This is a genomic window from Bacillus sp. SDLI1, assembly GCF_001553895.1.
Lineage (GTDB): Bacteria > Bacillota > Bacilli > Bacillales > Bacillaceae > Bacillus > Bacillus siamensis.
In genome coordinates this window covers 1,826,853-1,848,229 of record NZ_CP013950.1, presented here as the reverse complement: position 1 = coordinate 1,848,229, position 21,377 = coordinate 1,826,853, and the positions used below count along the sequence as shown (strand labels likewise).

24 protein-coding genes are annotated in these 21,377 nt (G+C 50.3%); 18 read left to right on the top strand and 6 right to left on the bottom strand.

Translation table 11 applies throughout. The features are described 5' to 3' along the window. Positions 1-5 precede the first annotated feature (5 nt). Entirely contained in the window at positions 6-293 is a 288-nt protein-coding gene (locus AUL54_RS08785) for a putative quinol monooxygenase (protein WP_060963601.1), read from the bottom strand. A 141-nt stretch (positions 294-434) separates the two neighbouring features. Between AUL54_RS08785 and AUL54_RS08780 the strand changes: the two genes are divergently transcribed. Next, on the top strand, positions 435-749 hold the full coding sequence (locus AUL54_RS08780) for an ArsR/SmtB family transcription factor (protein ID WP_003156322.1): 315 nt from the start codon (positions 435-437) through the stop codon (positions 747-749). A 25-nt stretch (positions 750-774) separates the two neighbouring features. Here the strand turns inward: AUL54_RS08780 and gabR are convergent, their stop codons facing one another. Then, positions 775-2,184: a MocR-like transcriptional regulator GabR gene (gabR, locus tag AUL54_RS08775; protein ID WP_060963600.1), complete on the bottom strand. Its 1,410-nt coding sequence runs from the start codon at positions 2,182-2,184 to the stop codon at positions 775-777. A gap of 110 nt (positions 2,185-2,294) precedes the next feature. Here gabR and gabT point away from each other — a divergent pair, with 110 nt between their 5' ends. The 4 genes from gabT to gdh all read left to right on the top strand — a co-directional run bounded on the left by gabT (position 2,295) and on the right by gdh (position 6,921). Continuing rightward, positions 2,295-3,602, top strand: a complete 1,308-nt coding sequence (gene gabT / locus AUL54_RS08770; RefSeq protein WP_060963599.1) for a 4-aminobutyrate--2-oxoglutarate transaminase — start codon at positions 2,295-2,297, stop codon at positions 3,600-3,602. Between the two features lie 105 nt (positions 3,603-3,707). After that, positions 3,708-5,096 (top strand): succinate-semialdehyde dehydrogenase, encoded by a 1,389-nt coding sequence (gene gabD / locus AUL54_RS08765; RefSeq protein ID WP_060965075.1) that lies wholly within the window; start codon positions 3,708-3,710, stop codon positions 5,094-5,096. A gap of 154 nt (positions 5,097-5,250) precedes the next feature. Then, a complete protein-coding gene (locus AUL54_RS08760; RefSeq protein ID WP_016937246.1) occupies positions 5,251-6,114 on the top strand; it encodes a RhaT/GlcU family sugar-proton symporter in 864 nt (287 codons plus the stop codon). Positions 6,115-6,135: 21 nt separating this feature from the next. Further along, a complete protein-coding gene (gdh, locus tag AUL54_RS08755; protein WP_060963598.1) occupies positions 6,136-6,921 on the top strand; it encodes a glucose 1-dehydrogenase in 786 nt (261 codons plus the stop codon). 45 nt (positions 6,922-6,966) lie between these two features. Here the strand turns inward: gdh and AUL54_RS08750 are convergent, their stop codons facing one another. Genes AUL54_RS08750 through AUL54_RS08740 form a run of 3 tightly spaced genes read right to left on the bottom strand, consistent with a single transcriptional unit; the run spans position 6,967 to position 9,821 of the window. After that, positions 6,967-7,578 (bottom strand): YcnI family copper-binding membrane protein, encoded by a 612-nt coding sequence (locus AUL54_RS08750; RefSeq protein ID WP_060963597.1) that lies wholly within the window; start codon positions 7,576-7,578, stop codon positions 6,967-6,969. A 12-nt stretch (positions 7,579-7,590) separates the two neighbouring features. Beyond that, entirely contained in the window at positions 7,591-9,216 is a 1,626-nt protein-coding gene (locus tag AUL54_RS08745) for a copper resistance CopC/CopD family protein (RefSeq protein WP_060965074.1), read from the bottom strand. A 32-nt stretch (positions 9,217-9,248) separates the two neighbouring features. Further along, positions 9,249-9,821 (bottom strand): DeoR family transcriptional regulator, encoded by a 573-nt coding sequence (locus AUL54_RS08740; RefSeq protein ID WP_047476249.1) that lies wholly within the window; start codon positions 9,819-9,821, stop codon positions 9,249-9,251. Positions 9,822-9,997: 176 nt separating this feature from the next. Here AUL54_RS08740 and AUL54_RS08735 point away from each other — a divergent pair, with 176 nt between their 5' ends. The 5 genes from AUL54_RS08735 (at position 9,998) to AUL54_RS08715 (ending at position 13,998) form a co-directional block, all read left to right on the top strand. After that, complete coding sequence (locus tag AUL54_RS08735; protein WP_060963596.1) at positions 9,998-10,339, top strand: hypothetical protein; 342 nt, start codon at positions 9,998-10,000, stop codon at positions 10,337-10,339. A gap of 182 nt (positions 10,340-10,521) precedes the next feature. Further along, the gene (locus tag AUL54_RS08730; protein WP_060963595.1) at positions 10,522-11,955 is read left to right on the top strand and encodes a PTS mannitol transporter subunit IIBC; all 1,434 of its coding nucleotides are present in this window, start codon (positions 10,522-10,524) and stop codon (positions 11,953-11,955) included. A gap of 25 nt (positions 11,956-11,980) precedes the next feature. Next, positions 11,981-12,412, top strand: a complete 432-nt coding sequence (locus tag AUL54_RS08725; RefSeq protein ID WP_012116817.1) for a PTS mannitol transporter subunit IIA — start codon at positions 11,981-11,983, stop codon at positions 12,410-12,412. A gap of 1 nt (position 12,413) precedes the next feature. Further along, on the top strand, positions 12,414-13,535 hold the full coding sequence (locus tag AUL54_RS08720; protein WP_060963594.1) for a mannitol-1-phosphate 5-dehydrogenase: 1,122 nt from the start codon (positions 12,414-12,416) through the stop codon (positions 13,533-13,535). A 67-nt stretch (positions 13,536-13,602) separates the two neighbouring features. Beyond that, entirely contained in the window at positions 13,603-13,998 is a 396-nt protein-coding gene (locus tag AUL54_RS08715; protein ID WP_060963593.1) for a 3-hydroxyacyl-ACP dehydratase FabZ family protein, read from the top strand. Between the two features lie 11 nt (positions 13,999-14,009). Here the strand turns inward: AUL54_RS08715 and AUL54_RS21175 are convergent, their stop codons facing one another. After that, the gene (locus tag AUL54_RS21175) at positions 14,010-14,174 is read right to left on the bottom strand and encodes a hypothetical protein (protein WP_003156294.1); all 165 of its coding nucleotides are present in this window, start codon (positions 14,172-14,174) and stop codon (positions 14,010-14,012) included. Between the two features lie 127 nt (positions 14,175-14,301). Here AUL54_RS21175 and AUL54_RS08710 point away from each other — a divergent pair, with 127 nt between their 5' ends. The 8 genes from AUL54_RS08710 (at position 14,302) to AUL54_RS08675 (ending at position 21,280) form a co-directional block, all read left to right on the top strand. Continuing rightward, entirely contained in the window at positions 14,302-15,051 is a 750-nt protein-coding gene (locus AUL54_RS08710) for a Cof-type HAD-IIB family hydrolase (protein WP_060963592.1), read from the top strand. 201 nt (positions 15,052-15,252) lie between these two features. Beyond that, entirely contained in the window at positions 15,253-16,017 is a 765-nt protein-coding gene (locus AUL54_RS08705) for a 5-oxoprolinase subunit PxpA (protein WP_060963591.1), read from the top strand. Between the two features lie 22 nt (positions 16,018-16,039). Beyond that, positions 16,040-17,254, top strand: a complete 1,215-nt coding sequence (locus AUL54_RS08700) for an NRAMP family divalent metal transporter (protein ID WP_060963590.1) — start codon at positions 16,040-16,042, stop codon at positions 17,252-17,254. Between the two features lie 4 nt (positions 17,255-17,258). Next, complete coding sequence (locus AUL54_RS08695) at positions 17,259-18,035, top strand: putative hydro-lyase (protein WP_060963589.1); 777 nt, start codon at positions 17,259-17,261, stop codon at positions 18,033-18,035. 29 nt (positions 18,036-18,064) lie between these two features. Further along, positions 18,065-18,796, top strand: a complete 732-nt coding sequence (gene pxpB / locus AUL54_RS08690) for a 5-oxoprolinase subunit PxpB (protein ID WP_060963588.1) — start codon at positions 18,065-18,067, stop codon at positions 18,794-18,796. Then, positions 18,793-19,806 (top strand): 5-oxoprolinase subunit C family protein, encoded by a 1,014-nt coding sequence (locus tag AUL54_RS08685; RefSeq protein WP_060963587.1) that lies wholly within the window; start codon positions 18,793-18,795, stop codon positions 19,804-19,806. Before pxpB ends, AUL54_RS08685 begins: the two co-directional genes overlap by 4 nt. A gap of 18 nt (positions 19,807-19,824) precedes the next feature. Continuing rightward, a complete protein-coding gene (locus AUL54_RS08680; protein WP_060963586.1) occupies positions 19,825-20,574 on the top strand; it encodes an IclR family transcriptional regulator in 750 nt (249 codons plus the stop codon). A 64-nt stretch (positions 20,575-20,638) separates the two neighbouring features. Then, positions 20,639-21,280: a GDSL-type esterase/lipase family protein gene (locus AUL54_RS08675; RefSeq protein ID WP_060963585.1), complete on the top strand. Its 642-nt coding sequence runs from the start codon at positions 20,639-20,641 to the stop codon at positions 21,278-21,280. Positions 21,281-21,377 lie beyond the last annotated feature (97 nt).

Here is a 21,377-nt window from a genome sequence, read left to right as displayed (position 1 = left end):
TTTCGTTACTCTGACAGCTCTGTGCGGACGACGTCAAGCGGCGCACTCAGCACTTCTTTTGCTTTTGCCACGAATCCTTGGAAATGGTCAGTGGCGTTGTGGAATTTCATCGCTTCTTCATCTTTCCATTGTTCAAGCATGACGAACGTATTTTCTTCACCGATTTTTTCGAAAAGATCGTATTGCACATTTCCTTCTTCCGCACGTGAATGCTGAAGAAGTGATTGCGCTTCTCCTAAAAATTCCTCGCGTTTATCCGCTTTTACTTTCATGTAAGCCTGTAAGACGATCATTGTTATTCCTCCTGATTGGGTTTATTTGTTATAGTTCGAATATTATCGAACTAACTGTAACATGTTTCGCAGTGAATGGTAAAGAAAAAACCCACACCGCCTAAATTGTCACCCGCCGCTTTTATGTGTTACATTTGACTCATGAACATTCCAAATCATCCTGAAACCGACCGCTTACAGCTGACAAAGGTTCTTCATGCTCTGAGTGATCCGCTCCGCTTAGAGCTGGTCAAACAATTGGCGGAAACAACTGAAAAAACGTGCGGCACATGTGCGGATGTCCGGGTCGCCAAATCAACGCTGTCCCATCACTTTAAAGTGCTCCGGGAAGCGGGGATCGCCCAAGTGCGCATAGACGGGAAGCACCGTTATTATTCCCTGCGCAAAGATGATTTACAAGCGGCGTTTCCCGGCCTGCTGGAGGCGATTTTGCAGACAGAGCCGGACCGCTGGTAAATAGTCCCCGAATTCCGGGGTTTTTTTATGCGCCGAAAACCGTCCGGTAAAGCCTTGTGACGCCTTCCTGAATATCGCTCTCCTTCAGGCGGGCGAAGCCGAGAATGAGCTGCGGCTTATATGAATCGCCTCCCATTTTCAGACGGAACCGGCTCATCGCAAACAGATCGAGCTGTTCTGCATCCGCCCGCGCCAACATTTCTTTTTCTGAACGGGCGCAGTCAAACTCCGTGACAAAATGAAGCCCGGCATTGGCGCCCTTTACATGGATTCTTTCCCCGAAGGTTTCGTCCAAAGCCGAAATAAGGCGTTCCCGCATGTTCTTATAATGCTGCTTCATCTTTTTTATATGTTTCTGATATTCACCTGAATCGATAAATTCTTTAAGCGCCAGCTGGGCAAGCGTGCTGCACGTATTAAGGTCATACGTTCTCTCTTTAAACGTCCGCAAAAGCCCGGGCGGCAGAACCATGTAGCTGATGCGCAGGCCGGGGAAAAGGGATTTTGAAAAGGTCCCCATGTAGATGACATTTTGAAACCGGTCAAGGCTTTGAAGCGCAGGGATCGTATCGGCGTCATATTTAAATTCACTGTCATAATCATCTTCAATGATGAAGCGGCCGCTCTGTTCGGCGGCCCAGTTTAAAAGCTGAATCCGCCGGGAAGCCGGCATGATTACCCCTGAGGGAAATTGATGGGACGGCGTGGTGATCAATACACTGGGCCGGCGCTTTTCGATTTCGGCTATGGACATGCCTTTTTCATCGAGGCTGATCGTGGCCGTCTTTTTCCCGAGGTTTTGCAGCAGCCGGTACATCCTCATATATCCCGGGTTCTCCATCGCGTACAGCGCGTCTTTTGGCAGCAGTTCCGTCAGCAGCTGCATCAGCATTTGCGTGCCCGCCCCGAGCACGATTTGTTCCGGTCGGCATGTAACGCCCCTTGTCAGGGAAATAAGCCTCGAAATTGTTTCACGGACTTCGTATAAGCCTTGCGGATGGACGAGTTCTCCGAGTGTATGAAACGAACGGGCGGCTGCTTTATGCTCACAGCGGAACCAGCTTTTCAGGGGGAAATGCGCCGTATCCACGCTCATATGCGAAAATGAAATCCAGCCGCTTTTATCCGTCTCCCGCTTTTTTAAATCTTCAGGCAATAAGAGCGAAGGCGTTTTTTCATGATAAACCGTATCAATTTCCTCAACGAAAAAACCTTTTCTTTCGACTGCATATAAATAACCTTCCGAAAGCAGCTGCTGATAAGCCGAATTCACTGAATTCACGCTGACCTTCAGCGTCTCGGCAAGCTCCCGTTTAGACGGCACCTTTGTGTGAGGCATCAGGCTTCGCTTCAAAACGGCCGCTTTTATGTGCTGATAGATCTGCTGGTATATATAATCCGCCGTTTCCGAATGATCAATGGAAATTGTCAGCATAAAGACCATGACCCCCTTTCTGGTACCATAGATAAATTGATTTTGGTACTTTTCATCATACCAAAAAGAAGTCAGAATGATAAGAAAAATAACGCAAGGGGATGAAATCTATGAGTCAAACAGCATCAACGGAAGTGACAACTGCCCAGTGGCAGCAAAAACGGGATCAATTCGTTTCCAAAGGGGTCGGCAACGGAAACCGCGGCATGGCGGTAAAAGGGGAAGGGGCGCTTTTATACGATTTGGACGGCAGACGATTCATTGATTTTGCCGGAGCGATCGGAACGCTGAATGTCGGCCATTCCCATCCGAAAGTGGTGGAGGCGGTGAAGAAACAGGCGGAGGATCTGATTCACCCGGGATTTAACGTCATGATGTATCCGTCTTATATTGAACTTGCCGAAAAACTTTGCGCCCTTGCGCCGGGAGATCATGCGAAAAAAGCGATTCTTCTCAACTCCGGAGCGGAAGCGGTGGAAAACGCCGTGAAAATCGCCAGAAAATATACGAACCGCCAGGCTGTCGTGTCATTTACAAGAGGGTTCCACGGCCGCACGAACATGACGATGAGCATGACGAGCAAGGTGAAACCTTATAAATACGGATTCGGCCCGTTTGCCCCGGAAGTGTATCAGGCGCCGTTTCCTTACTATTATCAAAAGCCGGCCGGCATGACTGACGAGCAGTATGACGACTTTATCATCAGTGCTTTTGATGATTTCTTTATCGCTGCAGTTGCGCCGGAAACGGTCGCTTGTGTCGTTATGGAACCGGTTCAGGGAGAAGGCGGTTTCATCATTCCTTCAAAACGTTTCGTGCAGCATGTCGCCGCTTTTTGTAAAAAGCACGGCATCGTTTTCGTGGCAGATGAGATTCAGACCGGATTTGCGAGAACGGGAACGTATTTTGCAATCGAGCATTTCGGGGCCGTCCCTGATTTGATCACCGTGTCCAAATCACTTGCGGCCGGATTGCCGCTGAGCGGCGTCATCGGCCGGGCGGAAATGCTTGATGCCGCTGCGCCGGGGGAACTTGGAGGCACATATGCGGGAAGCCCTCTCGGCTGTGCGGCTGCGCTTGCCGTCCTGGATATTATTGAAGAAGAAGGACTTAATCAGCGTTCTGAAGAGATCGGCCGCATCATTGAGCATCAAGCGCTTGAATGGAAAAAAGAGCATGCGTGTATCGGAGAAGTGCGCAGACTCGGCGCGATGGCGGCCATCGAAATTGTCAAAGATCCGGACACGCGGGAACCGGACAAAGCAAAAGCCGCGGCGATCGCTAAAACGGCGAATGAGAACGGACTGCTGCTGCTGACGGCGGGGATTAACGGCAACATTATCCGATTTCTGACGCCGCTTGTCGTGACGGATGAACAGCTCAAAAAAGGCCTTTCCATTATCGAAGCAGCTCTGTGAGTTCAATTATTGGTATGCCGGCGGATGGGTCTGCTATCATGAAAGTGTGAGATATATCAACAAGCATTCAATGGCTTTACTATAGGAGAGAAAGGAATGTTCAATATGCCAGAACAATTAACAGTGTACAACCCGGCAACGGGAGAGGCGATCGAAAGCATCGCCCAGCAGACGGCCGAAGAAGTTGAAAAAGCGATTGAACGTTCACATCAAGCGTTTCAATCATGGTCCAAAACATCAGCGGGAGAACGTGCCTCACTTTTGAGAAAATGGTATGAGCTGATTGTTGAAAATAAAGAAGAACTTGCGGAATTAATTACGAAGGAAAATGGTAAACCGTACGAAGAAGCGGTCGGAGAAGTTTTATACGGCGCCGGCTATATTGAATGGTTTGCCGAGGAAGCAAAACGGATTTACGGCAGAACCGTCCCTGCGCCGACAACGGGCAAACGGATCGTCGTCACCCGCCAGGCGGTCGGCCCGGTAGCCGCGATCACGCCGTGGAATTTCCCGAATGCGATGATTACAAGAAAAGCCGCGCCCGCTTTGGCCGCAGGCTGTACGTTCATCATCAAACCCGCGGAGGATACGCCGCTTTCCGCTTACGCCCTTGCGCGTCTCGCGTATGAAGCGGGAATTCCGAAGGACGTGCTGCAAGTGGTGATCGGTGACGGAGCTGAAATCGGAAACGTTTTTACCAGCAGCCCGAAAATCCGCAAAATTACCTTTACCGGCTCAACGCCTGTCGGCAAAATCCTGATGAAAAACAGCGCCGACACCGTAAAACATATGTCAATGGAGCTTGGCGGACATGCGCCGCTGATCGTAGATGAAGACGCTGATCTTGATCTGGCGGTAGCCCAAACAATGGCCTCTAAATTCAGAAATGCCGGCCAAACCTGCGTCTGTGCGAACCGTCTGATCGTACACGAATCCGTGAAAGACGAGTTTGCGAAAAAACTGAGTGAAGAAGCTGCGAAACTCAAAGTCGGAAACGGTCTTGAAAAAGGCGTAAACGTCGGTCCTGTCATCAACAAAAAAGGGTTCGATAAAATCGTCGCTCAAATTAATGATGCCGTGGAAAAAGGCGCAGAAGTGCTGACAGGCGGAACATATGACCAAAACGATGAAAAAGGATGCTATTTCGTGACGCCGACCGTGCTGTCAAACGTAGATACATCCATGAACATCATGCATGAAGAAACATTCGGCCCGGTTGCGCCGATCGTTACGTTCTCAGATATCGATGAAGCGATCAAGCTTGCGAACGATACGCCGTTCGGGCTTGCGGCTTATTTCTTTACAGAAAACTACCGCCGCGGCATCTATATTTCAGAACAGCTTGAATACGGCATCATCGGCTGGAATGACGGCGGCCCGTCAGCGGTTCAAGCGCCGTTCGGCGGAATGAAAGAAAGCGGCATCGGCCGTGAAGGCGGTACGGAAGGCATTGAGCCGTATCTGGAAACCAAATACATGTCAATCGGACTTTAATAGCCAAAAAAGAGCCCCTGCTTCTGAGCGGGGCTTTTTTTAATGGGCAGCCTGCCGGTAAAATCGCCGGCAGGCTTTTTTGTTGTGATTTGAGAATAATCGGTTCAATTCCAGACAAAATAACAGCAAATACGATTGAAAGAAGGTCGCCATCATGGATATATTACTGGCTCTTCTCCCGGCTTTGTTTTGGGGGAGCATCGTGTTATTTAACGTCAAATTAGGCGGCGGGCCTTACAGCCAGACGCTGGGTACCACAATCGGGGCGCTCATCGTTTCGTTTGTGCTGTATCTGTTTGTCCATCCGGTGCTGTCAGGGCGCATTTTTATTGTCGGCATCATATCGGGGCTGTTTTGGTCGCTCGGCCAAAGCAATCAGCTAAAAAGCATCCAGCTGATGGGCGTTTCAAAAACGATGCCGATATCAACGGGAATGCAGCTCGTCTCGACTTCTTTGTTCGGGGTGATCGTATTCAAAGAATGGTCAACCCCCATCGCGATTACGCTGGGTATTCTCGCCCTTATTTTAATCATCGTCGGTATAGTGCTCACATCTTTAGAAGATAAAAAAGGGCGGGCGGACGGAGAACCGGGAAATTTAAAAAAAGGCATTGTCATCCTGCTGATCTCTACGCTCGGTTATTTGGTCTATGTCGTCGTGGCCCGGCTGTTCGGCGTATCCGGCTGGTCAGCGCTTCTGCCGCAGGCGATCGGGATGGTTATCGGCGGGCTGCTCCTGACGTACAAGCATAAACCGTTTAATAAGTACGCCCTCAAGAACATTCTGCCGGGAATCATCTGGGCGCTCGGGAATATGTTTCTGTTCATCTCACAGCCGCGCGTTGGTGTTGCGACAAGTTTTTCCCTGTCTCAAATGGGGATCGTCATCAGCACGCTCGGCGGAATCTTCATCCTTCGTGAGAGCAAAACGAAGCGCCAGCTGGTCGCCATTGCCATCGGGATTATCCTGATCATCGTAGCCGCAATATTCTTAGGCATTGCAAAATCAAATTCATAACAACATGCAGGAGGTTTGAACATGTACACGGATTTAAAAGGAAAAGTCGTAGCCATTACGGGAGCATCATCAGGATTAGGAAAAGCGATGGCGCTCCGCTTCGGACAGGAGCAGGCGAAAGTCGTCATAAACTACTACAGTAATGAAAAAGAGGCCCAAACCGTAAAAGAAGGGGTTCAAAAAGCGGGCGGTGAAGCAGTCATCATTCAAGGTGACGTCACAAAAGAAGAAGATGTGAAAAACATCGTCCAGACCGCGGTGAAAGAATTCGGCACATTGGATATCATGATCAATAACGCCGGCATGGAAAATCCGGTTCAGTCGCATGAAATGCCGTTAAAAGACTGGAACAAAGTCATCAATACCAATCTGACCGGCGCTTTTCTGGGGAGCCGCGAAGCCATTAAATATTACGTGGAAAATGATATTCAAGGAAACGTCATTAACATGTCGAGCGTACACGAAATGATTCCGTGGCCGCTGTTTGTCCACTACGCGGCAAGTAAAGGCGGCATTAAATTGATGACGGAAACGCTGGCGCTTGAGTACGCGCCGAAGCGCATCCGTGTTAACAATATCGGACCGGGCGCGATCAATACGCCGATCAATGCGGAAAAATTCGCGGATCCCGTCCAGAAAAAAGATGTCGAAAGCATGATTCCGATGGGATATATCGGTGAGCCGGAAGAAATCGCGGCCGTCGCCGTCTGGCTCGCTTCAAAGGAATCAAGCTACGTGACCGGCATTACACTGTTTGCTGACGGCGGAATGACCAAATATCCGTCATTCCAGGCAGGCCGCGGATAAGAAAAAAAGCGATCTCAGGCTCTTTAGAGCCGGATCGCTTTTTGCTTACGCGCGTTTTTTCTTTACAAGCGCCGCGATCGAAAGGATAATCGCCGCAGCTGACAGGACGATGGCCGCAATATCAAGCGCAGATACGCCGGATTTGCTTTCTTCATTTGACTGTTCAGCTCCGTGAGCATCCGTCACGTTCGCCGCTTTTGTGATTTTCGTAATCGAGTGAGGCGTGTCGGCGTTCTCATCACCCGTCCATTCTACAATGCTGCCGTCTTTGTAATATTGGTAGGCATCCCAAGCGGCATCCGCGGTCTTTTCAGGGTTTTTCGCAACGAATGTGAACTGCTGGAATTGACCGGGCTGAATGCCGCCGTCCTTTGCTTCCCAAGTGACGGAGACCGCCTTGTCATCATGCTTTGATACGGATGTTTTCCAGCCCGGAATCGGCTGATACTGCTGGAATTCAACGCCCGCGGGCATTTTCAGCACGACTTTCGTTGTCGGCTCATTTTTTTCCACAGGCACTTTCATTGTGTACGTTTCCCAAGAACCCGCCGCGGATTCCGCGGGTTTGACGGAGACGTGGGCGCTTGCTGCAGCCGTAAAACCGGTGAGTGACAGGGTCACGGCAAATATGAATACGAAAGCCTTTTTTTTCAACATGAGATACACTCCTTAGTTTGTCGTTGAGAATACTTGGTTGATTTCATTGAAATCGCTTGTCAGTCCGTGGACTTTGATCTTCCAGTTTCCCTTTTCGGTGATGGACAGGTTGGCGGCTTCGAATGTGCCTTCCTTCGTCTTTTTCAAATCAAAGGTGCTTTCATGCTGTTTGCCGCTGAAGCCCGTCTGATAAACAGTCACCGTAAATTGCTGAATGTCTTTTACCAAGCCGCCGTTATGATCGGTGACAATGACTTGAAATTCATTTTTACCCGGCTGGTTCGGCGTAATATGCAGGGACAGGGTTTCCCCGTTTCCGATCATTTCTGAGCCGTTAAAAGGCAATGGCGCGGGCGGCGGCGGGCTGGGCAGGCTTGTGAAGACAGCGGTTGTAAATAACACCGCAATGCCGATTGCCCATTCGGCCTTTATCGTTGCGCTGATGCTCCTTTTTCTGCGGAACTTCGTCATCCATACGTGAATGGCGCCGAGCGCAAGCATGATGACAAACAGCCCGATTTTCAAAAGGAGCGTCTTGCCGTAAGCGGTGTGAAAGAGTGAATCAAACGAACGGATAATGAAAAATCCGTTCAGCACACCTGAAAATAAAAGCACGCCGACAGAGGCGAATGCCCAAGGAGAAAAGCGTCTGACCGTTTCCCAGGCGGCGGTTTTATCTGTTTTTCTCCACTCTGATGAAAGAAGGAGCACAAGCACGGCTATACCGCCGGTCCATACAGACGCGGCTGATAAATGGAGAAAATCCATCGCGATGCCGACCGCTTTTTCGTCAATAACCGCCGCATGTCCGGCGAATGCTTTTGCCAAAAGCGAAGCGAAAAAGAACAGCAGCGGCGCCGTCCAGTACGCAAATGACCGGAAAGCTTTCTTCTTCAGCAGCGGGATCATGGACAGGGCAAGCAGGATAAATAGGCTGATCTGGATCATCCAGACGCACCCGCCTGCCGTTTTCAGAAGCGTTTCTTTTACATAGTCCGGCTGAAACGCGGCGCTCCAAGCGCCGCCCGCGTTTTCTTTCGTCTGGATCGGGAGCTGGCAGACAAGCGCAAGCCCCGTTAAACATAAGGAAATCACGAGCAGCTTTACAGTTCGTTTTGCTTTTGATGAATCATTTTTTCTGTACCAAAACAGGTGGAAAAACGCCGTGCCGATAAACAGGGAGAGAGCGGTATACAAAATACCGCGGTCGATGGCCGCTTCGGGATGAAGCGCCGCTTGCGATGATGTTTGCTCCTGAAGTTCACCGCCGGCTTTCCCGATACTGAAAGGAATGACGCCGGATACCGGGTGACCGTCGGCCGACACCGCGTTCCATTCCGCTCTGTAAATATCATGCGGCAGATTTTTTTTCAAGGCCGCGGTCATGATGCGGGCATCACTTTTTTGAATCACCGTTTTGCCGGCATCGACCCGTTCGCCGGATGAATTATAGACCTTAATGGAGTGGAAGCCTTCTTCAATCTGTTCATTAAACTCAATTTCAATCTGCTTCGGCGCTTGTTTTAATTCGCTGTTCTCACCCGGGTTTGAGTTTGTGATGTAGGCGTGGGCAAAACTTGTTTTCGGAATCAAAACAAGGAACAGCAAAAAGATGAGCCAGCGTTTGTTCTGTCTCATGGCTTGTGACACCGCCTTCCGGTTGGTTGTTGTTATGTCTTGCTGCAGGTGCATCCCTTCTGCCTGTCGTGTAAGATGATGTCCGCCGCCTCGTCAAAGGTGCAAATGACCCCGCCGAATCCTTTTTGAAACCGTTCTGCGTAATCACGCGTTGAGAAGGGAATCGCCTGAGGCCGGCAGCAATGAAGGTCAATATCGGCATGGACTAAAAAGTAAGCAGAAGCGGCCGTCAGCGTTGTCTGGAGAAGAAAATCCTTACAAATGACATGAGACACTTCTTCCTTTTTATCCTCATACCGCAAAATCGCGCAATGAATGCAGCACATCTGCTCAACGGCTTGTGAAACAGTAATGAGCTGGACAGAATATGAATGCTGAATCGGCCGCAGGCAATAGCCGCATTGATTAGCGCTTTTTTCTGAAGCGGGCGGGAGCGTAATGCCGCCGGGTGTCCGGATAATCCGGTTTGCATCCGCCAGCTGATTGACGTCTCTGTACACGGTCATCTCGGAGACGCCGAATCTCTCGCTTATGTCAGAGATTTTCAGCGCGCCCTCCTCTTTCAGCCATTCAAGCAAGGTTTGCTGTCTGTTAATCGGAAGCAATTCTGCATCCTCCTTTTTATGCGAATGAGTGATGAACCTCCCTTTAAGAGTAGATGTTTTCACAAATGTGCACAAGAGCCTGATGATAAAATGTGTGAAAATATGTTGAACAATCACAAATGTAAAACGCGGAGACAGACTCTGTTATAATAGAAGAGTTGAATGGAGGAATAAACATGAAAGAAACGACCTGCCCGAACTGCGGCAAGCCGATTACAGGCGACATGGTCAGATCATCCATGATCCCGTGCCAGTTTCAGTGCGGACATTGCCATGTGAAATTGCGTGAATATAAAGTATCAGCTCCGATTATGGCTGTGGCCATTGCGATAACCGTGCTTTTGATTTATCTTGTGCAGATGGCCAGAACCGCCGTCATGCCGATGATTCCGGCCGCGCGGTATGTGCCGGCCGCCATTTTTGCGCTCGTATGTGCGTATCCGGTGTTTATTGTCAGTGAGCGGATCATTGCCAAACTTGTCGTTACAAAAGGACACATTATATACAGGAAGCGGTAAGACACCTTTGATGAGGTGTCTTTTTTTAGTTAAGGATTTGTCACTGTCTCTGTGCCAAACTCCTCTTTACTTTTCATTGAATGAGGATTGTAAGCGTTTTATGATGAAGGCACAGGGGCGAAAGAAAACCCCGTGTCTTATTTATTTTCATCTTAAGGCAGGCAAACAGGGAGGGAAATGATATGCAGCAAGAACAGCAAGCTGGCATGAAAGTAAAGATACAGCGGTTCGGCAGTTATTTAAGCGGTATGATCATGCCGAATATCGGCGCATTTATCGCATGGGGAATTATCACCGCGCTGTTTATTCCTGCGGGATGGTTTCCGAATCCGCAGCTGAATACATTGGTAAGCCCGATGATTACGTATCTTCTGCCGCTTTTAATCGCATATACGGGCGGAAAAATGATCTATGATCACCGCGGGGGAGTCGTCGGAGCGACAGCGGCCATCGGAGTCATTGTCGGAGCGGACATACCGATGTTCTTAGGGGCAATGATTATGGGGCCTTTGGGCGGTTATCTCATTAAACAATTAGACCGTGTGTTTAAAGATAAAGTCAGACAGGGCTTTGAAATGCTGATCAACAACTTCACGGCGGGAATTATCGGCGCGGTGCTGACAATTATCGCGTTTTATGCGATCGGCCCGGTCGTCCTGTCTCTTAACAAATTGCTGGCGGCGGGTGTGGAAGTCATTGTCCACGCGAATTTGCTGCCGATTGCAAGCGTTTTCGTAGAACCGGCGAAAGTCCTGTTCCTGAATAACGCGATCAACCACGGCATTTTAAGTCCGATCGGAATTGAGCAGGCAGCCAAAGCGGGTAAATCCATTCTGTTCTTAGTGGAAGCGAACCCCGGGCCTGGACTCGGTATTTTACTGGCATACATGTTCTTTGGGAAAGGTTCTTCAAGATCGACGGCTCCGGGTGCGGCGATCATTCATTTCTTCGGGGGGATTCATGAAATCTATTTCCCTTACATTTTAATGAAACCGATGCTGATCCTCGCGGCGATCGCCGGGGGAGCGAGCGGACTGCTCACATTCTCGATTTTTAACGCAGGTCTTGTCGCCGCATCATCTCCGGGCAGCATCATCGCCATTTTGGCGCTGACACCGAAGGGAAGCTATCTCGGCGTGCTGGCGGGCGTCATCGTGGCAGCGGCCGTATCGTTTATCGTCTCGGCGCTTATTTTGAAATCGTCTAAAGCGGGCGAAGAAGATTTGACAGCCGCAGCGGAAAAAATGCAGGAAATGAAAGGCAGGAAAAGCGAAGCGGCGGCCGCATTGGCGGACAAAGAGGAAGAGCCGGAAAACAGCGCCGCTGATATTTCCGCTGACCAAGTCAGCCGCATTATCTTCGCATGCGACGCGGGTATGGGATCGAGCGCAATGGGCGCCTCCATTTTAAGAAACAAAGTGAAAAAAGCAGAACTTGACATTGATGTGACAAATACGTCGATCAATAATCTTCCGAATGACGCGGATATCGTCATTACGCATAAGGACCTGACTGACCGTGCGAAAACGAAGCTGCCGCAGGCGGTGCACATTTCGGTTGATAATTTCTTGAACAGCCCGAAATACGATGAACTGATTGAAAAGCTTAAAAACTAATCAAACAGAAAGAGGGATCTTCATCATGGAAGTATTGGCTAAAGCGAACATCAAACTGAACCAGACGGTGAACTCAAAAGAGGATGCCATCCGCCTCGCGGGACAGACATTGATTGATAACGGCTACGTGAAGAACGGCTACGTGGAAAAAATGTTCGAACGTGAAGAAACATCATCGACTTTCATGGGGAATTTCATCGCGATCCCGCACGGCACGGAAGATGCGAAGGATGAGGTGCTTCATTCAGGCATTTCCGTCATCCAGATTCCGGACGGGGTGGAATACGGTGAAGGCAATACGGCAAAGGTCGTTTTCGGTATCGCCGGAAAAAACAATGAACACTTAGACATTCTGTCAAACATCGCCATCATCTGCTCAGAGGAAGAAAACATCGAGCGGCTGATCAGTGCAAAGACGGAAGAAGAACTGGCAGCGATTTTCAGCGAGGTGAACTGACATGATTGCCCTTCATTTCGGAGCGGGAAACATCGGGCGGGGCTTTATCGGCGCTTTGCTCCATCATTCCGGCTATGAGGTTGTTTTTGCAGACGTGAATGAAACGATGGTCGGCCTTCTCAATGATAAGAAGGAATATACCGTGGAGCTTGCCGACGGCGGCCGGCAGACAGAAATCATCGGCCCCGTTTCAGCCATCAACAGCGCGGCGCAAGAACAAGAGCTGTTCAGGCTGATCAATGACGCGGCGATCATTACGACGGCGGTGGGCCCGAACGTTCTGAGGCTCATCGCCCCGTCGATCGCGGAAGGGCTGAAGCGCAGAACGTCCTCTGAGCCTCTCAATATCATTGCCTGTGAAAATATGATCGGCGGCAGCCGTTTTCTGAAAAAAGAAGTTTTCGGACATTTGACGGAAGCGGAGCGGGAACTCGTTGACCGGACGGTCGGCTTCCCTGATTCTGCGGTGGACCGGATCGTGCCGATTCAGCACCATGAAGACCCGCTGAAAGTATCCGTAGAACCGTTTTTTGAATGGGTCATAGACAGAACCGGCTTTGCCGGCGGCCAGCCGGCACTTAAAGGTGCGATATTTACGGATGATCTTACGCCTTTCATCGTGAGAAAGCTGTTTACCGTCAATACCGGCCATGCCGTTACGGCGTACGTCGGCTATCAGCGCGGATTAAAAACCGTCAAAGAGGCCATCGGCCATCCGGAAATCCGGCGTGTCGTGTACGATGCACTTTCAGAAACGGGCGAGTACTTGGTGAAAGCGTACGGCTTTAAGCAAGCCGAACACGAGCAGTACATGAAGAAAATCATCAGTCGTTTTGAAAATGAATACATCACGGATGATGTGACAAGAGTCGCCAGATCACCGCTCAGAAAACTCGGAGCGAATGATAGATTAGTAGGGCCCGCAAAAAAAATAAAAGAACCGAACGCGCTGGCAGAAGGCATCGCCGCCGCCCTGCGCTTTGACTATCATGATGATCCGGAAGCGGTTGAGCTGCAGAAGCTTATCGCGGAAAAAGGAACGAGCGGTGTTCTGGAAGACATTTGCGGTATTCAGCCGCATGAGCCGCTGCACGGCATCGTGCTCAAAAAACTCAATCAATAAGATGAATCCGCGTCGGGGGACGCGGGTTTTTTCTTGCGTTATAATGAGAGGGAAGGGAGGCTGCGTGATGAATCAGAAGCTATTGCCCCATCGTTTTCCGTTTCTTTTGATTGACGGCACGAAGAACAGTGAAGCCGGAAAATGGGCGGCTGCTTACAAAAACATCAGTGAAAATGACTGGTTTATAACCGAATCACAAAGAGAGATGCCGTTTACACTCGTCATTGAAGCGATGGCCCAAACGGCGGCTTGCGCGGGAATTACCGGCGGTCACAGCCTCGGTCTATTATCCGCGGTGAAGAAAGCGGAAAGATTAGGCGCCGCTTTGCCGGGAGACCGTCTGGATCTGCTGTTTGAAGTCACGCGAACGAGGCGCGGGTTTGTGTTCGGCCGGGCGAAAGCGTCCGTTGCCGGGAATCCGGTGGCGGAAGCTGAGATCAGCATATTTATCGCACCATCGTAAAAAAAAGCCTGTTATTTTGTATCATAATCTCTTTCACTCTGTGAATTGTCTCTTTGGTCGTGTTTGTGTTTTTCGTCATTGGCGTTTTCCTTCAGTTCTTCCAGCGGAATCGGATCGGTTAAATCATGATGTTCAGGATTTTCATTCGGTTTGTTTTTCTGTTTTCTTTCTTTCATCCTCCATCACCTCAATATTTCTTTTCCTCAACGTTCTCCCCGCCAAACGTCAGGAGCGGTTTTTTGTTCCTGTGGGTCATATGTATTAAAATAGAGACGACTACATTATAAAAAGTGAGGTACATATATGCCGATACAAAGAGAAGACGCAGATATTAAACTGATCGCGATTGATATGGACGGAACCCTGCTCAATGACGAGCAGCTCATCCCGGAGGAAAACCGGCGGGCGATCAAGGAAGCGGAGGCGAAAGGAATTCACGTCGTCATCAGCACCGGACGCACGCTGATGACATGCCGCGAACTGGCTGAGTCTCTCGAACTGTCATCCTTTTTAATTACGGCAAACGGCAGCGAAATCTGGGATTCCAACTTTGAGCTGGTTGAGCGCAAGCTTCTTCATACCGATCATATTCAAAAATTATGGGATCTGAGAAATAAGCACAAGACGAATTTCTGGGCCTCTACCGTCGATAAAGTGTGGAGAGGGGAATTCCCGGAAACGATTACGGATCATCAGTGGCTCAAGTTCGGATTCGAAATCGAGGATGACGATGTGCGGAATGAGGTGCTGAAAGAGCTGAAAGAAAACAAGGAGCTCGAAGTCACAAACTCCAGCCCGATCAATATCGAAGTCAATGCCCTCGGCATCAATAAAGCGGCGGCGCTGGCGAAGGTATCGGAAAAACTCGGCTTTACGATGGAAAATGTGATGGCTATGGGTGACAGTCTGAATGACATTGCGATGATTGAAAAAGCGGGTGTCGGCGTCGCCATGGGAAATGCGCAGGATATCGTAAAAGAAACCGCTGACTGGGTGACTGATGTCAACACGGAAAACGGAGTCGCCAAAGCGATTCGCCACTGGGTGTTATAATAGAAAAAAGAGAGTCTCTGGATGAGGCTCTCTTTTTTGTTTTGTCACATTTGTGACTAGGTCCATGGTAGGTTTTCTGACAAAGGGATGTTCAAACGTGTCAGAATTGATATAATGAAGAGAAATTCAATAATTCAGAATAGTCATTCCGAATAGCGGAATGATAATCATATAAAACGTTTACAATACAGGAGGGAGCTTATGTTTCAGATTGACATCAATTGTGATTTAGGAGAAAGTTTCGGTGCATATAAGATCGGGATGGATGAAGAGATTTTGGATTATGTGACATCTGCAAACATCGCCTGCGGCTTTCATGCGGGTGATCCCAGCGTGATGCGCAAAACGGTTGCGCTTGCGGCGGAAAAGGGCGTGAAAATCGGCGCTCATCCCGGGCTGTTCGATCTTCAGGGATTCGGGCGGCGGCAGATCGCGATTACGCCTGAGGAAGCGTATGATCTGACACTGTACCAAATCGGCGCGCTGTCAGGTTTTTTAAAGGCAGAAGGTGTCGTGATGCAGCATGTAAAGCCGCACGGCGCTTTATATAATATGGCCGCCGTCAACCGCGGCCTGTCGGAGGCCATCGCTCAGGCGGTCTCTCATTTTGATCCCGGACTCATTCTTTTCGGGCTATCCGGAAGCGAGCTGATTAAAGCGGGAGATCGAATCGGACTGCAGACGGCAAGCGAAGTGTTTGCAGACCGCACCTATCAGGAAGACGGCACGCTGACGCCGCGTTCACAGCCGGACGCGCTGATTCAGGATGACAAAAAAGCGGTCGGGCAAGTGATTCAAATGGTGAAAGACAACACGGTGACATCACGTAAGGGACAAGCTGTAAGCCTGAAAGCGGACACCGTCTGCATTCACGGAGACGGCGCCCACGCGCTGACATTCGCCAAAACAATCAGAAACGAATTAAAAGCGGCTGACATTCAAATCAGTGCGCTTTCAAAAGACTGAGCAGCAGAGGGAGGAAGACAGCATGGAGCAAAAGAAAAAAACAGCCGGAAAGGCTTCCGGCAAATGGTCGCTGCTTTTAGGCGCGACATTTCTGATGGCGACATCATCAATCGGGCCCGGCTTTCTGACGCAAACGGCCACGTTTACCAATACATTGGCCGCAAGCTTCGGCTTTATCATTTTAATCTCTATTATTTTGGACATTTTCGCGCAAACCAATGTATGGCGGATTATCGCAGTTTCCGGAAAGCGCGGCCAAGAGATTGCAAATATGGTGCTTCCGGGCGCCGGTTATGCCATTGCTTTTCTGGTGGTGCTCGGCGGACTTGCATTTAATATCGGAAACATCGGCGGCGCGGGTCTCGGCCTTCAAGTATTATTCGGAATCAAACCGGAGATCGGCGCTTTAATCAGCGCTGCAATTGCGGTTCTGATTTTCGTCATAAAGGAAGCCGGAAAAGTCATGGACCGTTTTATGCAGATCGCCGGAATTGTCATGATCGTATTGACGGTGTATGTTGCCGTAACGACGGCTCCGCCGGTCGGACACGCCGTTGTGAAAACTTTTATGCCTGATCATATCAGTGTGCTGGCGATCGTGACGCTTGTCGGCGGCACGGTCGGCGGATACATTACATTTGCCGGCGGCCACCGTTTGCTTGATTCAGGCATTCAAGGGAAGGAAGTCATTCCTCAGGTCACGAAAAGCTCCGTCACAGGCGTATTGATTACATCTGTTATGCGGATTGCCCTCTTTCTCGCCGTGCTCGGCGTCGTCTCAAAGGGCCTGCGCATTGATCCTGATAATCCCGCGGCTTCTGTGTTCAAGCTTGCGGCGGGAAATGTCGGCTATAAAATTTTCGGTGTCATCATGTGGTCTGCGGCTATTACGTCTGTCATCGGCGCCGCATATACGTCAGTGTCTTTCTTCAAATCGTTCTCGGCAAAAATCGAAAAGCATTCGAACGGCGTCATTATCGCTTTTATCATCGTATCCACTCTCATTTTTGTCACGATCGGCCAGCCTGCCAAAATTCTGGTCGCGGTCGGTTCGCTTAACGGCTTAATTCTGCCGCTTGCATTAGCGATGATTTTGTTGGGTGCTTATAAGAAAAAAGTCGTCGGCGACTACAAGCATCCGATCTGGCTGACGATCGCGGGGGCAATCGTAGTCGTTGTCATGGCGGTTATGGGCATCTATACATTATTTTCGCAAATGCCGCAGCTATGGGGCTGATGGCATGAAAAGTCCCGAAGAAGTCAGGCAGCTTATCAGAAAAGGGCGGATGACCGGACCGACGGCGGGGTTGGCCGCTTCTTACGCACAAGCCAATCTCGTCGTTTTGCAAAAGGATCTTGCCTTTGATTTTCTCTTATTCTGCCAGCGCAATCAAAAGCCTTGTCCGGTGCTTGACGTGACGGATGCGGGTTCACCCGTTCCGGCAATAGCTGCGCCGGGAGCTGATATCCGGACGGACTTTCCGAAATACAGAATCTATCGGCATGGCGTGCTTACTGAAGAGGTAACGGATCTCACGCCATATTGGAAGGATGATTTTGTCGGCTTTTTGATAGGCTGCAGTTTTTCATTCGAGCAAGCCCTTATCAATCAGCACATTCCAATCAGGCATATTGATGAAGGCGTGAACGTTCCCATGTATAAAACAAATATTGACTGTGTTCCGGCGGGCCCGTTTTCAGGAAAGATGGTCGTCAGCATGAGGCCGATTCCGGAAAGACTGGCAGTCCGCGCGGCACAAGTCACGTCGCGTTTTCCTGCTGTGCACGGCGCCCCCGTCCGCATCGGGAATCCGAAAAGCATCGGCATCAGCGATCTGAATCAGCCGGACTTCGGAGATGCCGTAACGGTGCAAGAAGGCGAAGTTCCCGTATTCTGGGCGTGCGGCGTTACACCGCAGGCGGTGATCATGGAAACAAAGCCCGATATCGTGATAACCCATTCACCGGGGCACATGCTGATCACTGATATACGGAACGAATCGCTTGCTGTTCTGTAAGTGAGAAAGAAAACAACGAGGTGATGACAATGAAGCAGTATAGCGGCAATACAGCGCTTGATATACAGCCGCACGGTGATTCCGCCGTTATCATCCGCTTTGGCGGGCACATCAGCGAAGAAGTCAACAGCCGGGTGCATGCGGCGGCCGCCTGTATTGAAGAACGGCCGTTTCCGGGCTTCGTTGAATGTATTCCGGCATTCACAAGCTTGACGATCTTTTATGATGTGTATGCCGTCTCACAAATAAAAAAAGGCGTCTCTCCTTTTGCTTTGGTCAAGAAAGAAGTGACAGAACGCCTCAGCCATATAAAGGCCGCCCGGCAGGAAGAGCGCCGGGGGATGGAAATCCCCGTTTGCTACGGCGGTGAGTTCGGTCCTGATTTAGAAGACGTCGCTGAGATGAACGATCTGACGCCGGAAGACGTCATCCGCATTCATACCGAAGGCGAATATCTCGTTTATATGCTCGGGTTTGCGCCGGGATTTCCGTTTTTAGGAGGAATGTCTGAGCGGATCAGAGCGCCGAGAAAGGCGTCGCCAAGGCCGTCGATCCCGGCCGGTTCAGTAGGAATCGCAGGGATGCAGACCGGTGTGTATCCGATATCCACCCCCGGCGGCTGGCAGCTGATCGGCAGCACTCCGTTTCGGCTTTTCAGGCCTGAAGAACAACCGCCAAGCCTGTTGAGAGCGGGCGATACTGTGAAATTCGTCCGGATCTCAGCGGAAGAATACAGCCGCATCAAGGAGGGAGCCGAATGAGCATGAAAGTGGTGAAGCCCGGTCTTCTGACGACGATTCAGGATACGGGCCGAACAGGGTATCAGAAATACGGCGTACTGGGCAGCGGCGCAATGGATACAATTTCTCTGCGCATCGCCAATCTTCTTGCCGGAAATCAAGAAACAGAGGCGGGGCTGGAAATTACGCTCATGGGGCCCGGTCCTTCCTTTGAGTTTTCAGAACCGGCGGTCATTGCCGTCACGGGGGCCGATTTCGCCTTTCATATTAATGGGGAGCCCGCTCCTCTGTGGAAACCGATTTTGATAAAGGAAGCAAGCGTCGTCTCATTCGGGCCGTGCAAAATGGGGTGCCGCGCTTATCTTGCCGTCGCGGGGGGATTTGACGTGCCCGCCGTCATGGAAAGCAAGAGCACGTATGTCAGAGCGGGGATCGGCGGCTTTTGCGGAAGAGCGCTGCAAAAAGATGATGAACTGCCGCTCGGCGGTATGACGCAGTGCTCGGAACTGATCGCCGCCCGTCTGAGCGAATCGCCCGGGCAGCATGGTTTCTCAGCGCTGGATTGGTCAGTCAGCAGCAGAGGATTTTTGCCGCTGAAAAGAAATCCGGTCATTCGCGTGCTTGAAGGCGCTCAATTTCATGCGTTTACAGAAGAAGCAAAATGGCGTTTTTACCAAGAATCGTATACGGTTACGCCGCAATCCGACCGAATGGGCTACCGCCTGAAGGGCGCCCCGCTTGAATTGCGGGAGCCGCTTGAAATGGTATCTGAGGCTGTGACATTTGGGACGGTGCAGGTGCCGCCGGACGGCAATCCGATTATACTGCTGGCTGACAGACAGACGACGGGGGGCTACCCGCGAATGGCGCATATCATATCCGCCGATCTTCCTCTTGCCGCCCAAACGATGCCGGGGGAACATATCACGTTCGCTGCTGTTTCGCTGGAGGAGGCGGAAATGCTGCTGTTGGAGAAGGAACAGCAGCTGAAGGAGCTGAAAGCAAGACTCAAAATGGAATGGCTGATCTGACAAAGGGGATGAAAGGTCATGGAAAACAAAAACAAAACCGTCATCAAATCAATGGAGCTGCTTCATTTATTCCTGACCGAACCGAGCCTGAGCTTAAATGAGCTGGTTTCTCTATCGGAAATGCCGAAGACCTCAGTTCACCGGATGGCAAGTTCACTGGAGGAAATGGGATTTCTCACCCGGACAGCGGACGGCCGTTATCAGCTTGGTCTGATCTTTTTACAATTCGGCCAGCTCGTCTCTGACCGTCTGGACATCAGGAAAATAGCCAAGCCGGTGATGGAAAAGCTGTGCGGTGAAGTGGATGAGGCCGTTCAGCTGATTATGAGGGACGGCGATGAAGCCATTTACGTCGAAAAAATTGAGGGAACGCAAACCGTACGGCTGTATACTGCAATCGGCCGCCGGTCGCCGCTGTATGCGGGAGCGTGCGCCAGAAGCATTTTATCGTTTCTGCCGCGAGAGGAGATTGACACATACATTCAGAAAACAAAGCTTGCCGCAATCGCTTCAGGCACGATGACGAATCCGGCTGAACTGCTTCAATCCATTGAAACGTCATTACAATCAGGATATACGATCAGCTATTCGGAATTAGAGGATTACACGGCGGCGATCGGGGCGCCGATTTTCAATCACGAAGGTAAGGTGGCTGCGGGAATCAGCATCGCCGGCTTTGAAGCCAGGTTTTCAGAGGACAGACTGCCGTACTTAACCGAAAAAGTCAAAAACGCCGCTCAGCATATTTCTGAGAAATTGGGTTATTGACCGAGCCAATTTTTCTTCACTCGCGTACATTACAATATCGATAGTAACGAGTGGAGGAAAGAAAATGGGACTTGTTTATACGGCGCTTGGGGATTCTTTGACGACGGGAAGGGGATCCGGCCCGTTTTCCGCCGGTTTTGTTCAGCGGTTCGGACGTATGATGGCAGAAGATTTACAGACAAGAACCGACGTATCCATCTTTGCCAAATCAGGCCTTGAGACGGGAGAAATTCTCGGGCTTATGTCCTGGCCGTACATTCAGAGGCGGATTCAGGCTGCTGATATGATTACCATTACAGGCTGCGGCAACGATTTGATCGATTCGGTTCGGGAATATCAGCAAACATCTGACGCTTCGGTGTTCACCAGTGTGTCCAGTCACTGTCACGAGAACTTTGAAAAGATGATAGCCAAGATCACAGCCTTAAAAGGGCTGCACCCGTCTCCTTATGAGATCCGCGTCTTCAATTTATACAACCCTTTCCCGGGTATTTCCATTGCAGAGAAATGGATATCTTCTTATAATGCGCACCTCAGCACACTCGCATCGGCGCCGCACGTCAAAATTGCCGATGTCCACAGCGCTTTCAAAGGAAAGCTGAACGAATATCTCTCTCATGACCGCGTACACCCCAACGGCAGAGGATATGAAGTCATGGCATGCGTTCTCAGGGGGCTCGGATACGGAAGCCTCGCCCGCTCATAAACCGCGCGCTCCTTTTCATCGGGAGCGCGCTTTTCGTTCTCCTTAAAACAAACTTAAAATTGTCCGACTTTCGTTCTATCCGCGCAAAAAGTACGCT